The sequence below is a fragment of the Oceanobacillus longus genome (genome assembly GCF_042650085.1).
GTDB lineage: Bacteria > Bacillota > Bacilli > Bacillales > Amphibacillaceae > Oceanobacillus > Oceanobacillus longus.
Map to the genome: position 1 here is coordinate 199439 of NZ_JBHSAO010000011.1, position 21704 is coordinate 221142.

18 protein-coding genes are annotated in these 21704 nt (G+C 38.6%); 17 read left to right on the forward strand and 1 reads right to left on the reverse strand.

Annotated features, from left to right (window positions below; translation table 11 throughout):
* The first annotated feature begins 113 nt into the window (after positions 1-113).
* The 16 genes from ACFOUV_RS14930 (at position 114) to ACFOUV_RS15005 (ending at position 19664) form a co-directional block, all read left to right on the forward strand.
* Positions 114-2762 (forward strand): beta-N-acetylglucosaminidase domain-containing protein, encoded by a 2649-nt coding sequence (locus ACFOUV_RS14930; protein WP_379497580.1) that lies wholly within the window; start codon positions 114-116, stop codon positions 2760-2762.
* A 276-nt stretch (positions 2763-3038) separates the two neighbouring features.
* On the forward strand, positions 3039-3998 hold the full coding sequence (locus tag ACFOUV_RS14935; protein WP_379497581.1) for an ROK family protein: 960 nt from the start codon (positions 3039-3041) through the stop codon (positions 3996-3998).
* 16 nt (positions 3999-4014) lie between these two features.
* Positions 4015-5229 carry an alpha amylase family protein gene (locus tag ACFOUV_RS14940; RefSeq protein ID WP_379497582.1) on the forward strand — a complete coding sequence of 405 codons (1215 nt, stop codon included), beginning with the start codon at positions 4015-4017 and terminating at the stop codon, positions 5227-5229.
* Positions 5230-5241: 12 nt separating this feature from the next.
* A complete protein-coding gene (locus tag ACFOUV_RS14945; RefSeq protein WP_379497583.1) occupies positions 5242-6765 on the forward strand; it encodes a DUF4127 family protein in 1524 nt (507 codons plus the stop codon).
* Positions 6762-8324, forward strand: a complete 1563-nt coding sequence (locus ACFOUV_RS14950; RefSeq protein ID WP_379497584.1) for an FAD-dependent oxidoreductase — start codon at positions 6762-6764, stop codon at positions 8322-8324. The genes ACFOUV_RS14945 and ACFOUV_RS14950 overlap by 4 nt, the downstream gene beginning before the upstream one ends.
* A 175-nt stretch (positions 8325-8499) precedes the next feature.
* Positions 8500-9834, forward strand: coding sequence for an ABC transporter substrate-binding protein (locus tag ACFOUV_RS14955; RefSeq protein WP_379497585.1), 1335 nt, complete (start codon positions 8500-8502; stop codon positions 9832-9834).
* Positions 9835-9888: 54 nt separating this feature from the next.
* The gene (locus ACFOUV_RS14960) at positions 9889-10746 is read left to right on the forward strand and encodes a carbohydrate ABC transporter permease (protein WP_379497586.1); all 858 of its coding nucleotides are present in this window, start codon (positions 9889-9891) and stop codon (positions 10744-10746) included.
* Between the two features lie 14 nt (positions 10747-10760).
* Positions 10761-11681: a carbohydrate ABC transporter permease gene (locus ACFOUV_RS14965; protein ID WP_379497587.1), complete on the forward strand. Its 921-nt coding sequence runs from the start codon at positions 10761-10763 to the stop codon at positions 11679-11681.
* Between the two features lie 7 nt (positions 11682-11688).
* On the forward strand, positions 11689-12348 hold the full coding sequence (locus ACFOUV_RS14970) for a YesL family protein (protein WP_379497588.1): 660 nt from the start codon (positions 11689-11691) through the stop codon (positions 12346-12348).
* Between the two features lie 13 nt (positions 12349-12361).
* Positions 12362-13171, forward strand: coding sequence for an MBL fold metallo-hydrolase (locus tag ACFOUV_RS14975; protein ID WP_379497589.1), 810 nt, complete (start codon positions 12362-12364; stop codon positions 13169-13171).
* Positions 13172-13217: 46 nt separating this feature from the next.
* Positions 13218-13913: an N-acetylmannosamine-6-phosphate 2-epimerase gene (locus tag ACFOUV_RS14980; RefSeq protein WP_379497590.1), complete on the forward strand. Its 696-nt coding sequence runs from the start codon at positions 13218-13220 to the stop codon at positions 13911-13913.
* Positions 13914-14002: 89 nt separating this feature from the next.
* The gene (locus ACFOUV_RS14985; protein ID WP_379497591.1) at positions 14003-15676 is read left to right on the forward strand and encodes an alpha amylase family protein; all 1674 of its coding nucleotides are present in this window, start codon (positions 14003-14005) and stop codon (positions 15674-15676) included.
* A gap of 81 nt (positions 15677-15757) precedes the next feature.
* Positions 15758-16588 carry a MurR/RpiR family transcriptional regulator gene (locus ACFOUV_RS14990; protein ID WP_379497592.1) on the forward strand — a complete coding sequence of 277 codons (831 nt, stop codon included), beginning with the start codon at positions 15758-15760 and terminating at the stop codon, positions 16586-16588.
* A 75-nt stretch (positions 16589-16663) separates the two neighbouring features.
* Positions 16664-17845 carry an N-acetylglucosamine-6-phosphate deacetylase gene (gene nagA, locus ACFOUV_RS14995; RefSeq protein WP_379497593.1) on the forward strand — a complete coding sequence of 394 codons (1182 nt, stop codon included), beginning with the start codon at positions 16664-16666 and terminating at the stop codon, positions 17843-17845.
* 96 nt (positions 17846-17941) lie between these two features.
* A complete protein-coding gene (nagB, locus tag ACFOUV_RS15000; protein WP_379497594.1) occupies positions 17942-18664 on the forward strand; it encodes a glucosamine-6-phosphate deaminase in 723 nt (240 codons plus the stop codon).
* A 52-nt stretch (positions 18665-18716) separates the two neighbouring features.
* Positions 18717-19664 carry an acetylxylan esterase gene (locus ACFOUV_RS15005; protein WP_379497595.1) on the forward strand — a complete coding sequence of 316 codons (948 nt, stop codon included), beginning with the start codon at positions 18717-18719 and terminating at the stop codon, positions 19662-19664.
* 95 nt (positions 19665-19759) lie between these two features.
* On the opposite strand, the gene ACFOUV_RS15010 is transcribed toward ACFOUV_RS15005, so the two are convergent.
* On the reverse strand, positions 19760-20152 hold the full coding sequence (locus tag ACFOUV_RS15010; RefSeq protein ID WP_379497596.1) for a hypothetical protein: 393 nt from the start codon (positions 20150-20152) through the stop codon (positions 19760-19762).
* 701 nt (positions 20153-20853) lie between these two features.
* Here ACFOUV_RS15010 and ACFOUV_RS15015 point away from each other — a divergent pair.
* Entirely contained in the window at positions 20854-21684 is an 831-nt protein-coding gene (locus ACFOUV_RS15015) for a DMT family transporter (protein WP_379497597.1), read from the forward strand.
* Positions 21685-21704: the final 20 nt, after the last annotated feature.

Here is a 21704-nt window from a genome sequence, read left to right on the forward strand (position 1 = left end):
TTAAGAAGAGTGAATAAGGTTTGAGGGTACACCAAGCAAAATGGGTACCCTCGCTAATCATTGCTTTTTAGTCTTTCGGTATAGAGTAGTAAAATACAAGGAGGGTGTAAAAAATGAAGGATATTCCAAAACACAGGTTTACATTTGTTTCAGTACTATTTTTGACATGGTTAGTCTTAAGTAGTGTAGGTATAAATTCTAAAGTGTTGGCGGAAGAAGACAATTCAAATATTACTGTTTACCCTAATCCACAGAGCATGGAGACAAGAGGTGGGGAGTTTCCATTAACACCAAAAGTTGGGATTGTTCTGCCTGCTGAATATGACCAAACTGTTTTAAATGAATTAGAAAGAACATTAACATCTTTTAACGTAAAGAATATACAGATATTTCTTCCTTCAGATCATCCAACTACACCAGTTACAATATATTTAACAAACAATCCAGAGGACACATCAATTATTTCTCAATTAAATTCTTTAGATGTAGAGCTTGAAAGTGCTCTTCCTAATGAGGGATATATACTAGCATCGGGTCATGCCAATGGTGGGAAGAAAAAAATTATTATTGCTGGGTCAGATTGGGAAGGTGCATATTATGGAGTGAAAACACTTAAACAAATTATTAACTCTCATACTGGTCGAGCTAAAGTGCCTGAGATAGTAATAAAGGATTATCCAGAAATGCCAATTAGGGGCGTTATAGAGGGCTTTTATGGTATACCATGGTCACAAGAAGAACGGATAGACCAAATAAAATTTTATGCGGATAATAAAATGAATACGTATGTCTACGCTCCAAAAGATGATCCTTATCATCGGGATGAATGGAGAGAACCCTATCCAATTGAAAAGCTTAATCAACTTGGAGAATTAGTACAAACTGCGGAGGATAATCATGTGAATTTTGTCTTCACAATTTCCCCAGGTCTGGATATTTGTTATGCAGATAATAGTGATTTTGATTTGCTTTTAGATAAAGCTGATGAATTATGGGATTTAGGAGTTCGAGATTTTGCTATATTGCTTGATGACATATTTTTGGAAATGAATTGTGAGATAGATGAGGATATGTTCGGAGATGAGCCTAGTCCATCCGCCTCTGCGCAAGCGTATTTGTTAAACAAGTTTCAGGAAGAATTTATTGAAACACATGAAGGTGCAAATCGTCTAATTACAGTTCCTACAGAATATTATCAAGAAGGTACAAGCGTTTATAGAGAACAGTTTGCTGAGCTGGTTGATCCAAGTGTTCTAGTATATTGGACAGGCATTGGAATTACAACGGATACTATTACTAATGAGGATGCTGAGAGAATTTCTAATATCTTTCAACATGATTTGTTGATATGGGATAATCACCCTGTTAATGATTTTTCCAGTCATAGGTTATTTTTAGGACCGCTAACTGGTAGGGATGCTGATCTAACAGAACACGGAGTTAATGGGTTAACAGCAAACCCAATGGAACATGCGGAGGCTTCTAAAATTCCTTTGTTTACAATAGCTGATTATACTTGGAATCCAGACGACTATGATGCTCAGAAGTCATGGGAAGCGAGTATTGATAATTTTGCAGGTCCCTTTGTAGAAGAAGTCACTACTTTTGCAGAAAATGCATTGTCTTCCCATCTTAGTCAAGATGAATCACCAACATTGACCTTATTGATAGAATTGTTCTGGCGTTCATATGAACAAGCTAATGTAGGAGAAGATGGAAATGATTTGTTAAATGAGTTTATTAATCTCGAAAATACTGCAGATGAACTACAAAATAATTATAGTAACAAGGAATTTGTAGAAGAGATGAATCCATGGATAGATAAAATGAGGCATTTCGGTAAAGCAGGACAATTGGCGGTTCAAATGTTACTTGCCCAACAAGAAGGAGATAAAGAGCTAACTGCACAATATAGAAGCCAATTGGATAATGTTCTAGCTAATGATACAACGGACGTAGAGTATGAGGAGAACCAATCAGCATCTCGGCACTTGGATGGAGTTAATCAGGCTAGAGGGTGGGCTGAATTGGTAATGTATACACCCGAACATGGGAAGACTACAGGTACTAATGAATGGGGCTATGAAATTACGGTCATAGACGGTAAGGTAACGTCTGTGGATGGTAACAATTCAGTAATCCCGGAAAATGGTTACGTACTAAGTGTCCATTCAGGCGGTGATGGAGATTGGCTGGAAAATAACTCAATAGTTGGTGCCAATGTCTCTGTAGAAGATAATACGGTTATGATTATAATTGAAAAAGGTTTATATCAAATACCAAATATAAAATCGTATGCACACAATGTAATAGAACCGTTTATTAATCAAGCACTAACTGAAAATGATACGTGGCTTGGTGGCAGAGCTGAAGCTGGACCATTCTCTACCATTGGAGAATATAGCAGTTATTCTCTTGATCATATTGTAGATGGAAATATGGAAACCCTTTATTGGACACTTGGCTCTCCTAAAGAGGGGGATTATGTTGGGGTCGATCTAGGTGAATTAAAAACGATAAGTAAAATACAAGTTTATATGGCCTCAACAAGTGGTGTTGTTCCAAGACCAAGTGATTATATTAAACATGGTGCTATAGAAATTTCAAATGATGGAAGTAATTGGAAGGTATTAGGTGAGTTTCGTGATCAAGCCGAAATATCTATCGATTTAAATGACGAAGAGGCAAGATTTGTTAGGTTTAAAGTGCTTACAGATCAATCGTCTTGGGCACAAATAAGAGAGTTTGTCGTAGAGTATTAGTTAAAGTTATATAGGGGAGCACTCTTTCAAATATACTCTCTTGCTGGAGAGGAATAGAAAGAGTGCATTTCTTATATTACTCCAAATATTCTAACCCTAAAAAAATTATAAATGAGGGATATTACCTCACTACTTTTAAATAATAGTTAATTTTCTGTTAACGATTGATTAATAGTTCAGAATAATTTATAATCTAAATTGGAGGAATTATCCACCTGAAATAAATATAGTGAAATTATTCTTCTTAAATACATAATAAAGCCGGGAGAGAATGGAATGGAATATAGTATCGGAATAGATATAGGAGGTACGAAGATTGCTACTGGAATTGTAGGGCAGCAAGGCAATGTACGATATAAAAGAATTCATCCAACTCCTAACTCCACAAATCGAGAAATAGTAGATCTATTAAAACAAACCGTATCCGAGTATATGAAGCTTGCAACCGAAGAAAATATTAATCTAGTAAGCGTGGGGATAGGTTCTGCAGGGCAAATCGATTATAAGAACGGAAGAATTCTTTCAGGTACTGTAAATATTAAAGACTGGAACAATATTGATATACGAGAATCACTTTCACATACAACGAACCTTCCAATCTATCTCGATAATGATGCAAATACGTTCGCAATCGCAGAACATCAACTTGGAAGCGGTAAAGGAGTAGATGACCTCGTTTGTCTGACACTAGGAACAGGGATTGGTGGTGGAATTGTATCTGATGGAAATGTGATTCGTGGTAAATGGGGAGGAGCGGCCGAATTAGGTCATATGTCCGTAAATTTCAATGGACCAGATTGTAACTGTGGTTCCAAAGGATGTATCGAAACCTATGCATCCGGGACTGGTATCGCCAATCGAATGAGAGAAAAATTAAATAGCATAGATGCAGGAAAACGAATTTCTTATACAGAACACCCTGATATGCTCACAAGTAAGGAGGTTTTCGAGTGGAATAAAACGGGACTGCCTGAAGCAAAAGAGGTCATCGATCAAGCAATTACTGCACTATCTTTTGGCATTGTAAATATGATCCATACGTTCAATCCATCGTTAATTATCTTTGGAGGAGGGCTTGCAGAGGCAAATCGTTGGTTGATTGAGGAAGTGCAAAACAAGGTGAATGCAATCGGGATGCCATCGTTAGTGAAAGGTGTCGAGATGAAGGTATCAAAATTAGGTTATGATACTGGACTTATTGGAGCGGCCTATCAAGTATGGGCTACAAGTAAATAATTGGAGGGTGATTGTAATGAAAGAGATGTTTACCGAAAGTCCTACTATTCTATGGGTGGATTTTTTAGCGAATGGGGAGCGTTTGGCAGATGAGGAGGAACAAGTAAAGTTAATTAATCATGCAGTTAAGTCAGGAATCACACATATGATCATTGATGCGAAAGTGCCTTTTGGTCAAACTACTTTTCCGAGTAAGTATGCGTATCATATTAGTAGCTGGTCGGATGGTACGTTTAACGCATGGAAGGGTCGTGATTTTCTTAAAGAATTTTTAAGCAAAATGAAGGATATCAAGGATATTAAAGTTCTGGCAAATGTTGATATCTTTTCAGAAGGAATCACATCTTCTCGAGATGGCATGGCATATGATAAGCCGGAGTGGCAAGTTACATTTTATAATGAAGCCGCTTCCAATGAATCAAATGCTGCTGAATATTCCGATGCAGCAACCATTTTTGTTAATCCAATCCATCCGGAAGTAAGAGAGTATGAACTTAATATTATAAAAGAAATATGTACCTATGAACTAGATGGCATTGTGGTGGACAGATGCCGTTATCCAAATATCTATGGTGATTTCAGTGACCTTAGCAGAAATAACTTCGAATCGTATATCGATAAGAAAGTGACAAATTGGCCAGAGGATATTTTTACGATTGACAAGGAAACAAAGGAAGTTAGATTTGCAAGCTTGTTCCCTAAATGGGCAGAGTGGCGTGCGCTTAATATTAAGAAATTTATTAGTATGGCAAGAGATACTGTAAAGGCAGTAAGTCCCGATCTTATATTTTCTGATTATGTAGGCTCATGGTATCCGCTTTATTACAGTGAAGGCGTCAATTGGGGCAGTGAAACATACCATCCAGACCTTGATTGGACTTCCGAAACGTACCATGTTTCCGGATTAGCAGAACAGCTCGATTTCATCATGACGGGCTGCTACTATCCAGAGGTAGAGGTCCAGGAATCGGAACAAAATGGGCGCCCTGCCACGTGGTACAGTGTGGAAGGTGCAATTGACAAAAGCCTGGAAGTTATTAATGGCAGTATACCTGTAGTCGGAAGCTTGTTTCTCAAAGACTATACAAACAATCCAGATCAATTTAGAAAAGCGATTAAAATGTGTAAGGAAAAATCAGCCGGCGTGATGCTCTTTGATACGGTTTACTTAGAGGATTACAATTGGTGGGATATCCTTGCAGAGGAATTGAACACATCTAATAAAAGCTAAAGAGGGATGTAAATGAGTAGAAAGTTAGCTTTAATACCAGTAGATGCAAGGCCTGTAACCTATGATTTACCGAAGGACCTTGCACAGCTTGCAGATTGGGAATTAATCACCCCGCCAAAAGCAGCACTTGGGTTTTTGAAAAAAGCTGCTGACTTTTCCGCCTTGTTTCAGTGGATGAAAGATACTGCAGCAATGGTGGAAGGGTTCGTTGTATCCATTGACATGATACTGTACGGTGGCTTGGTTCCTTCCAGAATCAACAGCGATAGTGAAACGATCATAAAGGAGAGATTGGAAAGGTTTTTAAAAATAAAACAAGAATATCCGCATATCCAAATAATGGCCTTCAGTTCAACGATGCGTCTGTCCAATAGTTATGTGAATCAAGAAGAAAAGGATTACTGGAAAGAGTATGGAAAAGAAATATGGTCCTATTCCTATCATCACCACCTTTTTCAAAAATATGGGTTGAGTGAAGACATGGCCATTGTTACGGATCTGAAAAATAAAATACCAGACAGCATCCTAAACGACTATCTTGTGAGTCGGGATCGGAACTTTGTAATCAATCTTTCATTAATTGATTATGTTGAACAAGGGGTTATCGATATATTAATATTTCCTCAAGATGATACGAGTGAGTACGGGTTAAATATTATGGAGCAAGAACAATTAAAGGAGAAAGTGTTTGAAAAAAACCTGTATGAAAGAATCTATATTTATCCTGGAGCAGATGAAGTGGCAAGTGTGCTCACAGCGAGAATAATCTATCAACTGGAAGAGGAAGAACTCCCAACTTTTTATCCGATATACAGTGGGATGAAGGGTGCATTATCGATTGCAATGTATGAAGACCGGCCACTTCTTGAGTCTGTAAAGGGACAGGTCTATGCATTTGGAAGTCATACAGTTGAACACCCGGAAGAAGCACATATCATACTTGGTGTTAATGTGCCAGGAAGGAAACAAGGTGATTTGGCAATACAAGTGAATTTAAATGAAGTTGATACAAATGATAGAAATTTGGGCGAATGGGTAAGAAAACTTCATTATTATTATAAAAACGATAAACGGGTCGCAATAGCGGATGTTGCCTATGCAAATGGAGCAGATCCAGCTATGATTCCCCAATTATTATCCATTTTTTCAATCCAACAACTTTCTGGATTCGCTGCATGGAATACAGCTGGCAATACAATAGGAACCGCAGTGGCACAGGCAGCATTGGTTTATTTAGCTGATAAACAAGGCAGATCAACCAATCAGGTAAAGGATAAGCAATTTCTAGTACGCTTACTTGATGATTACTTATATCAAACGATTGTAAGACAGGAAGTCCGAAAAATAGTAAATGAAGAAGAAGGACAAAGGGAAGTGCTTCTGGAAAAGGTGAAGGAATTATTCCACCATCAGTCAATCCAACTGATTAATAAAACGAACATGAGGTACCATATCGATTCCATTTATCTTCCGTGGGATCGAACATTTGAGATTGGTATCCAGTTAAAATCCAATGAACAGGAGGGTTTCTCTTGAAAAAAGATATAGCAATTATAGGTGGGGGCATCGGAGGGTGTATGGCGGCGCTGTCAGCTGCGAAGCTTGGAAAGAAAGTTGTGCTGACAGAGGAAACGAAATGGATTGGCGGACAGCTTACAAGTCAGGCAGTCCCACCAGATGAGCATCCTTGGATAGAAGAATTTGGCTGCACAGAAACGTATCGGAAGTTCAGAAATGAAATCAGAGATTATTATAAAAAGAATTATCCATTAAATGAAAATGCTCAAAAAAACAATCGTTTAAATCCTGGAAACGGTTGGGTAAGCAGAATTGCACACGAACCAAAAGTTGCACTAAAAATCATCTACGACTTTCTACAGCCTTATCTATCAAATGGCCAAATTCAATTATTGCTGGAACATAAGATTAAGAGAGTTGACGTCAGGAATGATGAAATTAAACAAGTAGTTGTACAAAACCTACTAACGGATGACGAAATAGAAATTGAAGCAGAATTTTTCCTTGATGCTACAGAACTTGGGGATGTATTGCCACTAGCCGGTGCGGAATATTCCATCGGGGCAGAGTCGAGAAGTGAAACAGGGGAGTCCCATGCTTTAGACGAAAGTAACCCACAAGATATTCAATCGATCACACATGTATTTGCTCTTGAGTTTGCAAAGGGTGAGAATCATACGATTGAGAAACCGGAGCAGTATGAATTTTGGCGGAACTATCGTGCACCGTTTTTAAACCATGACCAATTAAGTGTATTTATTCCAGATGCCCATACAGGGGAATCAAGGAAATTACCGCTATTTAAAGACGATAGTAACAAACTGCCATTATGGGATTACCGTAGAATTATAGATGCAAGCCAATTCGCAACTAATTTCTTTAACGGTGATATTTCTCTGATAAATTGGCCACAAAATGATTATTGGTTAGGGTCCATTATCGATGTTAGTGAAGAAGAAAAGGCAACACATTTAGAAGGTGCCAAACAGTTAAGCCTATCATTACTATATTGGTTACAAACGGAAGCACCAAGAGATGACGGTGGTCAAGGTTATCCAGAACTAAAGCTTCGCCCGGACATTACAGGAACAGATGATGGTTTTGCAATGCACCCGTACATCCGTGAGTCCCGTAGAATCAAAGCTTTACAGACGGTTGTAGAGGAACATATTAATGCAGAAATACGTGGGGATTCAGGAATTAAAAAATTAGAAGATTCCGTCGGTATTGGTGCGTATCGAATCGATTTACATCCTACCACTGAAAGCAATCGCTTATTTTATGCAAAAAGTTATCCATTTGAAATACCATTGGGAAGCTTAATTCCAGTAAGAATAAAGAATTTGATTCCTGCATGTAAAAATATTGGATCGACCCAGATCACGAATGGTTGTTTTAGGGTACATCCTGTGGAATGGAATATCGGGGAAGCAGCTGGAACGTTAGCTGTATTTTCTATTCATTCGGATACGGGTTTACATGATATATACAATAACTCAAAACAAATTAAGCGATTACAAAATTTACTGGAAGATGGAGGAGTCAGCCTTCATTGGCCCGAAGTTCATGCATTTTGATAAAAAAATATAAAACAGAATAAATATGTCTTAGTTTTCAAAAAATTCAATTGACATATATAAACCGTATGTTTATAATTGGTTAAGAAGAAGTTATTCACTTTTATTACATAAAAAGGAGGTTTATTCCATTACGTAGTTTAAAAATAAAAAAGATAACAGGGAGGTAATTGGTTTGAAGAGTTTAAAGATGAGAGAAAAATTATTAATGATGCTTGTGTTAGGAGCTATCTTAGTATTTATTACTGCATGTTCAGGTGATGACGCAGAAGAGACAGATGCTACTGATAATGACGCAGAAGAAACAAGTGAAGATACATCTGCTGATGAAGGTAGCTCGGATGCATTATCCGGAGAAATTGAATTTATGACAATCTCGTTAAGCCCAACGTTTGATGAATATTTGAATGACTTAAAAGTAGACTTTGAAGCGGAACATCCAGAAGTAACAGTTACTGTTCGAGACGTTCCTTATGACCAAGTTGAACAAATCATCCTAACATCAGCCTCCAGTGGAGATATGCCGGATGTAATGAATCTAAATACAGAATTTGTGAAAAAAATAGCTGCAAATGGAGCACTTGTTAACATGGACGAGGCTGCAGCAGATGTTAAAGATACTTTCTTTGAAGGGCTTTGGGAAACTGGTGGCGTAAACGGTTCTGTTTATGCACTACCTTGGTATACAACGACGAGTGGCATGATTTATAATCCAGATCTTCTTGAAGAAGCAGGCTTTGAGGAACCACCTGCAACTTATGAGGAAGCTTGGGAAATGTCTGCAACGATTCTTGAAAAAACTGGAGCATATGGAGAAATTATTGCGCCAGATATGCATTTGTTATTCCCGAAAAATAATATTAATATCTTGAATGAAGATTATACAGCAGCGGCTTTTAATACACCGGAAGCTGTAGAACTATGGGCAAGCTTTAAAAAATATCACGAGGAAGGCTTATTCCCATTAGATATTATGCTTAATCAAGTAGCAATGGCAGAACTATACGCACAAGAAAAAGTAGCTTGGTGGTCAACAGGACCTCAGCTTTTCCGTCAGGTTAACGACCTTTCACCGGAAGTCTATGAAAAATCCGTAGCTGCTCCAGCACTTGAAGGAAAAGCAGGAAAACAACATGCGAATCCAATGAATATCGCAGTGGCAGAAACTAGTGAATCAAAAGAAGCGGCTGTTGCGTTTGCAAAATTTGTTACAAATGCAGAGAACCAATTGGAATTTGGCAAACTTGCATCTGTATTACCTCCAGTTGAAGAAGCAGCGAATGATGCATTCTTTGAAGAGGGAGCAGATTCAGAAGATGCAACGGAACGAGGAAGATATTATGCAGCGCAATCACTGGCTATTGCTGAGAATATGACTCCTGCTACAGAGAATGTAGCTGAAATCAATGACATCATTCATACCGCTTTCCAACAAGTGATTTTGGAAGATAAGGATCCAGCTGAAGCACTTGAAGAAGCGGAAGCAGCAGTTAATAATAGTCTTCAATAATTTTTGCAGGACCTCCGTTTCGGAGGTCCAATACGCTTTAAAGGAGGTTATCCAATGTATAAAGCAAGACATGCTTGGGGATTTTTAACCCTACCACTACTACTACTGCTTCTTTTTACATTTATTCCAGGTATCGCAGCTTTCGTATTGAGTTTTACAAACTACAATGTGTTTCGTCCATTGGAATTTATCGGTTTATCGAATTATATTGAGGCATTTAAAGATGCAACATTTAGAAAGGCCATGTTTAACACGGTTTATTACTGGTTACTGGTTACACCAGCATTGGTAGTATTACCTATTTTTGTAGCCATATTAGTAAACCAGAAAATTAGAGGTGTTAAGATTTTTAGGCTTATTTTTTATTTTCCGACATTAGTTTCTGTCGTTGTAACTGCGATTCTTTTCAGTTGGATGTTTGCTGAACAGGGAATCATTAATTATTTGTTAAGTCTTGTAGGAATCGATCCAATTGGCTGGTTAACAAATACATTAACGGTTATGCCTGCACTGGCAATTGTAACAATATGGCAGGGGTTTGGTTACTATATGCTTTTCTATTTAGCAGCTTTGCAAGGTGTTCCAAAAGACTTATATGAGGCAGCTGAATTAGATGGAGCAGGTTTTTGGAGGAAACACTTACATATTACAATACCGATGATTAAACCAATGATTTTCTTTGTAGCTGTTATATCAACGATGGGAGCATTTAAGGAATTTACGTTAATGTTAACCATGACAGACGGTGGACCATTAAATGCATCTAAAACAGCGGTATATCTCGTGTTTGAAGAAGCATTTACAAATCTTGAGATGGGGTATGCAAGTGCAATTTCGTTTATTTTATTTGTGGTTATCCTATTTATCACACTGATAAACCAAAAATTGTTGGATAATAACCCCAATAAATAATGGAGGTGAATACGTTGGAACAACCGGTAGTGATTGAAGAAAATAAAAAAAAGATGGCAAACAATAAAGGCAAAAAACCAAGATCAGGCAATTCCCGAAAAGGGTTAAATAAACGAAATTTATTTAGTGGATCAATATCTTACTTATTCTTGATTATCATCACTTGTATTACGATTGTACCCTTTTTGTTTGCACTTTCGACTTCTTTAAAGGGAGCAAATGATGTTCTATTTTCCATTCCACCACAATTAATACCAAACAATATTACATTAGATAACTTTATCACGGTATGGAATACATTACCGATACCGAGATATTTATTGAATAGTGTCATACTTACTGTGTTTGGTGTCGTACTTCCCTTAATATTATGTTCCTTTGCAGCTTTCCCGCTAGCAAGAATGCGTTTTAAGGGCCGGAATTTTGTATTTATGCTAGTTATTGCAACAATGATGATTCCGGGAGAAGTTACCATGATTCCGACCTACTTAATTATCGATAAGTTAGGGTTAATGGGCTCATATACAGGTGTGATACTTCCGGGAGCAATTAGTGTTATGGGTATTTTTCTAATGCGACAAGGCTTTATGGGGATTCCTAAAGAAGTTGAAGAATCTGCCATCATTGACGGGGCTAACGTGTGGCAAGTGTTTTGGAAAATCATGTTTCCGATGGTTAAGCCAATGTTGGGTGTTCTCGCCATACTTAGTTTTATGGGAGCATGGAATAGTTTTCTTTGGCCGTTACTTATCCTTAATAATCCGGAAACATATCCGATCACACTTGGTTTGTATCAACTCCAAGGAGCATTTTCTGCTAATACAAGACTCGTTGCTGCTGGAGCGATGATTGCATTAATTCCGATAATCATCGTATTTGTTGCATTCCAACGCTACTTTATCGAAGCTGCTTATTCCAGCTCCGTGAAGGGATAAAAATGGAATGAAGAAGGAGGGTGTCTATTTGGATACGGTAACTTCTGGTATCTTTGCTGGATTTGATTGGTTTATACGAATTGTAAAGCTTAATGTGTTATGGGTATTAGCCTCAGTGGCTGGGTTGTTCCTATTTAGTGTTTTTCCAGCTACATCAGCTGCTTTTACGGTAACAAATGAATGGACAAAAGGGAATAAGGATGTACCGGTTTGGAATACATTTAAAACCGCTTTTCAAAATAATTTTTGGAAATCGCAAGCAATGGGTTATTTGTTAGGGGTGACCTTTTTTATCCTTTTTATAGATATTCGATTATTTCTTTCTTTTGAGAGTCATCTGATGTGGAATGTACTAATCATTACCCTGTCCATTTTCTTGTTTCTATTATTCGTTGTAAGTTTTTATGGCTTTCCGATGATTATAGAATTAGAAGGTAGTGTAAAGGAAATTATGAAGGCAGCTTTTTTCAGAGGATTTTCCTATATGCATTGGACGTTCATCAATATTTTAGGGGTAGTGGCGATTGGGTTGGTTACGTTTATCTATCCTGTTGCATTCCTCTTTTTATCAGGTGCCGTAACCTTTTTATGGATAACATGTATGAACCAAATCGTAAAAGCTAAAATTGAAACAAAGTATGAAAGTTTACAAAGAATCGCTGAATAATGGGAGGGTAAGGATGGAAATTCAATTACTAGGTACGAGTGCTGCGGAAGGTTTTCCAGGTATATTCTGCAATTGTGATACGTGTCAAGATGCTAGAAAGTTAGGTGGGAAAGATATACGAACGCGCACGTCGGCTCTAATTGATGGCAATATCAAAATCGATTTTCCACCCGATTCATTTTTACATGTTTTACGTGATGGAAAACCTATTACCAATTTCGAACATCTGATAATTACCCATACGCATCACGATCATTTCTACTTGGACGATTTGAGGATGCGCACTCCAGGTTTCGCAACAGACTTTGGGAATCCCCTTACCATTTATGGGAATCAAACGGTTGTAAATAGGTGTAAAGAGAAGTTTAGTAGTCTTAAAGCGTATTTTAATATCGTTTTACTTCATGCTTTTGAGACATACGAAATCGATGGGTCAAAAGTCACCCCATTACCTGCAGACCATAAACCTGACGAGGAAAGCTTTATCTATTTTATTGAAAAGGATAACAGGGCCTGTCTTTATGGGCATGACACAGGAATGTTTCCGGAAGAAACGTTTCACTGGTTATCCGAACAAAAAATCGATGTTGCTATTTTAGATTGTACAAACGGATTAATCGATGAAAAAGCGAATCATATGAATATCGCTGCAATAAAGGAAATTAATTCGCTCTTTATGGAAAAAGGTGTTTTCCATAAAGATTCTCAAATTATTGCAACCCATTTCTCGCACAATACGGGATTATTGCACAAAGATTTAAAAGCATTATTGGAACCGAATGGAATTGGTGTTGCTTATGATGGAATGGTGTTAACGGTATAGAACAAAAATAATAATCTTATAGATTAGTATAAACAGTGGTGATGAAATGGAAAAGTCGGAAATGTTGAATAAAGTTAAAGGGAAATTGATTGTCTCTTGTCAAGCTCTGGAGGATGAACCGCTACATGGTTCACAAGTAATGGCTAAGATGGCAGTCGCAGCAGAACAAGGTGGCGCTGCCGGGATAAGGGCAAATGGAAGTGACGATATCAAGGCAATCAAAAAGGTTACAAATTTGCCAATTATTGGCCTTGTCAAGCGGAATTACGAGGACAGTGAAGTTTATATCACAGCAACCAAAAAGGAAATAGATGAGTTGCTACATGCTGGAGTCGATATGATTGCACTCGATGCAACACGGAGAAAGCGTCCAAATGATGAAAATCTTTATGACTTAATCAATTATATTAAACAACAAGGCGTATTAGTGCTAGCGGATATTTCAACAGTAGAAGAAGGATTGAGAGCATTGGAAGATGGGGCAGATTGTGTTTCTACCACATTATCAGGTTACACCTCGTACACAAAAAGTGAGGCCTGTGGTCCCGATATAGGATTAGTAGAGGAGCTTTGTAGGTTAACAAGTCAACCGGTAATTGCAGAGGGAAGGGTCAATAAGCCTGAAGAAGTAAGTATGCTCCTGGAAAAAGGAGCACATGCAGTTGTAGTAGGATCAGCAATAACAAGGCCACAACATATTACAGAAAAGTTTGTTAGAGCCTTAGCCGTTAAACATGTATGATTGCAACTCAGTCTTTGATCAGAAAGGGGCCAAGTCGTTATTTAATCTGGAGTTCAATATAAATCAACCTTATGAAAGTGGTGTAATAAATGAATCAAAAAAAATTCAAGAAATTTTTTTGGGTATTACTGGCCACCATGTTAGTACTTCTAAGTGTTAATACCGTACATGCTGAAAATCAATCACGAGAAAAAGTGCTAGAGAATTTGGTTGGAAATAAAAATATGAAAGCACGCATTTTATGGTACGACTTGAGTGCCAACATAGAGAATTTGAATTCAAAGGAAAAGGTAGCAGACATTGTCGGCAAGACAGCAAAGGCTAATTTCAACACCATTGTATTGGATGTAAAAAATTCAACTGGATTTGTAGCATATCCAAGTGAATATTCACCACATTTAAGTACGTCTACAATTCCTGGATATGACAAATTTCCTGAAGGTTATGATTTAATTGAAACGGTACTACAAGAAGCAAAAAAATATGATATGGAAGTACACTTGAACATTAACACCTTCTCAGCAGGAAGTGTTCCATATCACCAAGGGCCTTCCATCGATCATCCAGAATGGCAAACCGTTGTATACGATGTGAATCGGATCCTTGCAGATGAAGATGGAAACATCAATCGTATTGATGGATTTGATAGGGAACGTCGTACAAATCAATTAATTATTTATACACCAGAAGCAAATGAAGTATCTCCAGCAAATCGCTGGGGTCTTGATGTGAAAGTGGAGGATGGTATAGTAGTCGATATCATTGACCAGGTAATTGTAGGTGATCAAGAGGTAGTAGTGCCAGAAGATGGATATGTGGTATCTGCGCATGGTACTGCGCGTCAGTGGGTATTGGAAAATTTTGATATTGGCGAATCGCTTGATATTACACAAACAGAAACAGACTTAAAACCTGTTGAAGAAACAAATGCTACAGCAGCTTTCATGAATCCAATAAATCCCGAGGTAAAAGACTATAATTGGAACGTGATCACGGAACTTCTAACCAATTACGATATCGATGGAATCACGCTGGACAGGGCAAGATACAACAATATTTATACAGACTTTAGTGATTTGAGCAGAGAGAAGTTTGAAGCAGAAATTGGCCAACAAGTGGAAAATTGGCCGGAAGATATTTTTACAGTGGAATACAATGGGAATCAAAAGGTAAATGTTCCTGGACCGCACTATCAGGAATGGATTAAGTGGCGCGCAGAAAACATTCATGATTTCTTTGAGGAAACGAAGGATTTAGTGAAATCTAAGGATCAGGATGTATTATTTAATACGTATGTTGGTTCCTGGCATCCGCTCTATTACAGCGAGGGAGTTAACTGGGGAAGTAAAAAGTACACCCCTGAATATGACTGGGCTGCCCCTGATTATAATGAAACGGGTTATGCAGGACATTTGGATTTCTTGATGACGGGTCTATACTATGGTGACGTTACGATTGAAGAATCGGATGCAAAAGGGTTACCATATTGGTATAGTGTGGAAGGTGCAGCAGACCTAAGCATGGAAGTGACACAATACGATACGTTTACTTATGGAAGTCTCTTCCTGTTACAATATGAAAATCGACCAGAAGCATTCAAGAAGGCAATAGAAATGACAGAAGATAAGATGCACGGAATTATGCTGTTTGATTTAGTATATATTGAGATGTACGATTGGTGGCCATTGTTGGAAGAAGTATTTGATGAACAAACAAAAGCTCCGCATACGGTACCAGGTCTGTTGAAAAAATTAGAAGATTAAACGCGTAATCGGAGGCAAGATTTTTTGCCTCTTACATAGAATTTAGCAATACCAATTAATACGGATAAGGATGGTAGATACATGAAGATGCCTATGACAGAAATAATAAATAGTTACTATCCATCACTAACCAACTCAGAGCAAAAGGTAGCAACATTTGTACAGGAAAATTTGGATCAGGTTATATATTATTCGGTTACCGATTTGGCTGATGAAGCAGGCGTGGGAGAAACTACCGTACTTAGATTTTGCAGAAAGATAGGATTAAAAGGGTACCAGGAATTTAAATTAACGATTGCTCAAAATTTATCTGAAGGTGAAAAGGACAAAGATAACTCAGATGCAGCCAATTTTGTACAATCAATCAGCGGAAATACAATCAAGGCAATCGAAAATACAGCCTCCATGATTATTGAAAAAGATTTAGAAGCTGCTATCGACCTATTGAATAATGCACGAACGATTAACTTCTTTGGTGTAGGAACCTCGGGAATAACAGCATTGGATGCAAAAAGCAGGTTGTTACGAATTGGTAAATCGTCAGAAGCAATAACCGATTCACACTTACAAGCAATGTCCGCAGCAACACTCACAGAAGACGATGTTGTTGTCGGACTTAGTATATCGGGAAGTACGAGAGATTCATTGGAATCAATCGAAATAGCAAAAAAAGCGGGGGCCAAAATTATTGCTATAACGTATTACTCCCGTTCACCGATCACCCAATTTGCTGACATTGTTTTACTTGGTGGCGCTAAAGAATCCCCCCTTGAAGGTGGTTCATTGACAGCTAAAATTTCTCAGCTATTTGTTGTTGATCTTTTATGTACTGGTTTAGCACTGCAAACAAAAGATAAAGCACTAGAGATGAAACAGAAGACTGCAAAAGCGGTTGTGAATAAAATATATTAGTGATAACAAGGTGTTAGAGAATCAATAATAAAAAACTGGATATTCATCTGAATATCCAGTTCGTTTTTGAAAGGAATGATTACACTGGTTAATCCGACTCCAATCTTAATCAAAAATATAAAGATTTACTCCGAAAAGGAAATCATTTCACATGGCTCACTCCTATTGGAAAATGGAAAAATATCCACGATTACTTCAAGTGAACCGAGCCAAATCCCTGCAAATTGCCAAGTAATTGAGGCCTCCAACCTCATAGCGATTCCAGGATTTATCGACGGCCATATCCATGGTACGCATGGGGCAGACGTGATGGATGCCACCGAAGAAGCATTGGATACAATGGCGACTGCATTGCCACAGGAAGGTACGACGAGTTTTCTTGCAACAACCATAACAAACGCACCTGAAAACATTGAAAAAGCATTAATCAATGTTGCAAATTATAAAAATAAGCCCGGACAAGCTGAAATGTTTGGCATACACTTGGAAGGTCCTTTTATTGAAAAGACCAAGGCCGGAGCACAGCCGATGGAATATATAATCGAACCAAATAAGCAGCAATTTGACCAGTGGCAACACCTTTCTGGAAACAAAATTAAGACAATAACAATGGCGCCGGAACATGATAGCGATGGCTCCTTTATTACATATTTAAGAGAGTTGGGTGTCAATGTCTCTGCGGGACATACGGGAATAGATTTTGCAGGCATGAAGACGGCGGTTTCTTATGGCGTCCAACAGGTGACACATTTATGCAATGCCATGTCAGGGATTCATCACCGTGATATTGGTGTGGTTGGTGCTGCATTCCAGTTGAAAGAGCTGCGGGGGGAAGTTATTGCAGACGGCATTCATATATCAGCGGAGATGCTGCAGCTTATTTATAACAATATGGGCAGTGAGCGGCTCATACTGATTACTGATGCTATGCGTGCAAAAGGGTTAGCCGATGGTGATTACGAACTTGGCGGGCAGCCGGTTAAGGTAGAGAACGGCCAAGCTGTACTAAAAGATGGTACATTAGCAGGAAGTATCTTGAAAATGAATGAAGGAGCACAGCAAATGCTCAAGCTCGATGGCGTTTCGATCGAGAATATCATCGAAATGGCCTCGGTAAACCCAGCCAAACAGATTGGTGTCTACGATAGAAAAGGAAGTATTGAAGTAGGGAAAGATGCAGATATTTTACTAGTTGATGATCATTTAAATATAAAATACACCATCGCCCGTGGTATTATTGCATTTGAAGGAAAATAAAACAATTAATCAAACGTTTGATTAATGGAATGGCAGGTGACGGAGGTGCCTGTCACTCCCCGAATTATGTCGATAAATATTAGGAGGTAAAGGGATTTGGAAATAATGAAGGTAAAAGATTATGATGAAATGAGTTCTCAAGCGTGCTCTTTTATTATAAATAAGATTAAACAGGTGCAAAGTCCTGTGCTCGGATTGGCTACAGGCTCCACTCCAGAAGGTTTGTACAAACGTTTGATTGAAAAATATAACGCGCAGGAAGTAACCTTTAAGGACGTATTGACATTTAATTTAGATGAATATGTAGGATTGGAAAATGACGACCCGAATAGTTACCATCATTTTATGAATGAAAAGTTATTCAAACATATTGATATCGCAATTGAACGTGTTCATGTGCCAAATGGTGTAGCTGAGAATTTAGAAAAAGAATGTCAGGATTATGAGAAGAAAATTAAAGATGCGGAACAAGTTGATATTCAGGTTCTTGGACTTGGACTTAACGGACATATTGGTTTTAATGAACCTGGAACACCTTTCTCTAGCAGAACACATATCGTTGATTTGGACCAATCAACACGCCAGGCAAATGCTCGGTTTTTCGATTCTCTCGATGACGTCCCTGATAAAGCAATAACGATGGGGATTGAAACGATTATGGAAAGCAAAGAAATTCTGTTACTTGTTTCTGGTGCAAATAAGCGGGAAGCATTGGATCGACTTCTAAATGGTGAGATTTCAGAAGATTTCCCGGCATCCATCTTACAAAAACACAGCAATGTAACGATTATTGCTGACGAGGAAGCTTTGCAGGATTAAAGAATAGAGACAAGCAGTAGCCAAAATGTATCTTATTGCAGGAGGTAAATCCATGCATCATATAAAAGAAAAAATAAGCCAGCTGGAATCCTACGAGGCTGTTCGGTCCATGAAAGACGATCATGATACATTCTGGAAACGAACACTTAATGAAGCAAGAGATAAGCCACTTCATGAGAAGTTGACGGACCTTAATTATCCGATAAAAGAAATTCAAGCATACGAACTCACTTATCATGGTTTTGATCATACACCTTTACATGCACATTATATATTGCCAAAGAACCACGATGGAAAATTGCCATGTCTGATTATTTTTCATGGATATAGAGGGCATAAGCAGTCTGTGTCCAATTATATGAAATGGGTAATTCAGGGCTATGCAGTAATCGCGGTAGACTGCAGAGGGCAAGGGAGAAGCGGGGATTATTCAAGTTATTCTTCTGATGGTATGGGGACATGGGTGACAAAAGGAATTCTTGATAAAAATGAATATTATTATAGAAAGGTCTACGTAGATGGGGTTCGAGCAATAGACTTCGCCGCTTCCAGACCAGAGATTGACGAACAGCGAATTGGCCTTATGGGTGCCAGCATGGGTGGTGGTATTACCCTGGCTGTCGCAGCATTGGACAACCGTCCTAAATTAGCTATTGCGGATATGCCGAACATGTGTGACATCCCATTGGCAATGGAACAAAAGTTTGAAGGGTCGCTAACAGCAGTAGACGCTTACCTGCATAAATATCCCGAACACATTGAAAGTGTTTATGACAATCTTACTTATTTTGATAATCTAAACCTTTCGGAGCGGATAAGCTGTAAGACTAGAATGTCTGTTGGATTAAAAGACCTCATATGCCCGCCAATGCCAATCTATGGAGTGTACAATCAACTTCAGGCACCAAAATCAATGGAAATCTATCCATTCGCAGGCCACGACACGGATATCATCGAACACATAGACAAAACCATTCAATTCATCAACGAAAACCTTTAATGATAATTGGTACCGACAATTGGTGCCTGTCACTTCCCGAATTTTGTCGAATAATAGAAAGGGGGATGAGTGCTTACTCATCCCCCTTTCGTTAGTTATACCTTCTTCACAGCAATAGCTGGAGAGTAACTCGTTATTCTGCAATCTTCCAAATCCTCTTCAGCCAACAGTCCTAGCTCAATCGCTGCATTGATTTTACCATCATCCGGCTTTTCAACAACTTTAATTAAGTCATCCATCTGCAGTTTTTCCAATCGTGCCACCGTATCCTTCTCACTAAACTTCTCGGATTTTCGGATCTGCCTTAGTAATTTATATCTGCCTTCCGTGATTTCTCCCTTTTGATTAGCACCCGCATATTGATCCATGTAAGCATGGAAATTAGATTTCAACTGATTCATTTCAGCTTCTATTTCTTTCTTCATCTTATTAAGGTCATAATATCTCGCTAACATTTCCTCTGATATCACCAGATTTTCAACACTCATACATATCCCTCCAGATAAAGCTTGTTTTATAGAGTTTATTTTAGAGGGGGAGGGATTATTACAATATTGTTGATGGAGGTTGTTTAGATTGAAAGAGGTTTTCATTATATTGGCTTGGTGTAAGGGTGTTATTGCACAATTTTGATATGGGATTGCGCAAGAATTGAGGGTTATCGCACGACTTTGGTATTGGATTGCGCAAGAACTGAGGGTTATCGCGCAACTTTGATATGGAATTGCGCAAGAATTGAGGGTTATCGCGCAACTTTGGTATGGTATTGCGCAAGATTGTAGGGTTATCGCGCAACTTTGATATGGGATTGCGCAAGATTGGAAGGTTATCGCGCAACTTTGGTATGGGATCGCGCAAGAACTGAGGGTTATCGCGCAACTTTGGTATGGAATTGCGCAAGATTGTAGGGTTATCGCGCAACTTTGGTATGGGATCGCACAAAAAAGAATAGTTATCACACAGCTCCACCATTGCCCCGCCCCACATCAACCCCGCCCAAGTCACTTCATTTGCTAAATGCCCCACCATCAAATAAGATATACTATTGGTTGTATTACTTAGGAGATGACATCATGAATATGAATAATCTATTTCAAAATAAATGGTCCGTGATTGGCATTGCGATTTTCTGTTCCTTATTATGGGGAGCGCATTTCCAGTTCTGAAAATAAGTTATGAAGAGCTGCAAATGGCACCGGATGATACGATTGCGAAAGTCGTATTTGCGGGATTGCGTTTCCTTCTCGCCGGTTTGATTGTGCTGGTTGGATTATTGCTTACGAGTCCGCGGCATTTGCTGGTGACGCGTCGGCAGATCCTCGTCTTGGTAATTCTGGGCATTGTGCAAACGTCACTACAATACTTTTTCTTTTACAATGGATTAGCAAAAGTATCTGGAATGCAAGGTGCGATTCTGTCGTCCAGCGGAACTTTTTTCACCGTTCTTATCGCACATTATTTTTATAAAAATGACAAGATGAATTGGAATAAAACGATTGGACTGATTGCTGGATTTACAGGTATTATCGTAGCGAACTGGGGGCAGTCGTTTGAGTTAAGCTTTCAACTGACTGGTGAAGGTTATATGATTTTGGCTGCTTTGACAGGAGCGATGGGGACGATTATGGCGAAGGAACTTGCCACGGGAATCCATCCATTTGCGTTAACAGGCTGGCAGCTAACGATTGGTGCAGCAATCTTGCTTGTCATCGGTCTTCCTCAGTTGGAGGAGAATGCGATTATCTTCAATCCGCTTGGTACGGGCCTGTTCATCTATTCCGCAATCCTTTCCGCGGTCGCTTTTGCGCTCTGGTATTCGCTGCTCAAATACAACAAAGCTGGCGAAATCAGCATGTATAAATTTGTCGTACCGGTTGCCGGAACAGTTTTATCTGCACTGTTTATCCCTGGGGAAGAGATGAATTTATTTATCATCGGATCAATCGCGCTCGTAGCAGTCGGGATTGTAGCGATTAATTGGAAGCATGGGGACGGTACTTCTGCTTCCGTTTCAAAATAATGGAAGCAAGAGAACCGTCC

Bases quoted from the DNA above. Each gene is read 5' to 3' on its own strand.
- nagA (WP_379497593.1), top strand. From the start codon at position 16,664: ATGATTACACTGGTTAATCCGACTCCAATCTTAATCAAAAATATAAAG.
- ACFOUV_RS14970 (WP_379497588.1), top strand. From the start codon at position 11,689: ATGAAGAAGGAGGGTGTCTATTTGGATACGGTAACTTCTGGTATCTTT.
- ACFOUV_RS14940 (WP_379497582.1), top strand. From the start codon at position 4,015: ATGAAAGAGATGTTTACCGAAAGTCCTACTATTCTATGGGTGGATTTT.
- ACFOUV_RS14990 (WP_379497592.1), top strand. From the start codon at position 15,758: ATGAAGATGCCTATGACAGAAATAATAAATAGTTACTATCCATCACTA.
- ACFOUV_RS14935 (WP_379497581.1), top strand. From the start codon at position 3,039: ATGGAATATAGTATCGGAATAGATATAGGAGGTACGAAGATTGCTACT.
- ACFOUV_RS14960 (WP_379497586.1), top strand. From the start codon at position 9,889: ATGTATAAAGCAAGACATGCTTGGGGATTTTTAACCCTACCACTACTA.
- ACFOUV_RS15015 (WP_379497597.1), top strand. From the start codon at position 20,854: ATGGCACCGGATGATACGATTGCGAAAGTCGTATTTGCGGGATTGCGT.
- ACFOUV_RS14975 (WP_379497589.1), top strand. From the start codon at position 12,362: ATGGAAATTCAATTACTAGGTACGAGTGCTGCGGAAGGTTTTCCAGGT.
- ACFOUV_RS15005 (WP_379497595.1), top strand. From the start codon at position 18,717: ATGCATCATATAAAAGAAAAAATAAGCCAGCTGGAATCCTACGAGGCT.
- ACFOUV_RS14985 (WP_379497591.1), top strand. From the start codon at position 14,003: ATGAATCAAAAAAAATTCAAGAAATTTTTTTGGGTATTACTGGCCACC.
- ACFOUV_RS14930 (WP_379497580.1), top strand. From the start codon at position 114: ATGAAGGATATTCCAAAACACAGGTTTACATTTGTTTCAGTACTATTT.
- ACFOUV_RS14980 (WP_379497590.1), top strand. From the start codon at position 13,218: ATGGAAAAGTCGGAAATGTTGAATAAAGTTAAAGGGAAATTGATTGTC.
- ACFOUV_RS14945 (WP_379497583.1), top strand. From the start codon at position 5,242: ATGAGTAGAAAGTTAGCTTTAATACCAGTAGATGCAAGGCCTGTAACC.
- ACFOUV_RS15010 (WP_379497596.1), bottom strand. From the start codon at position 20,152: ATGAGTGTTGAAAATCTGGTGATATCAGAGGAAATGTTAGCGAGATAT.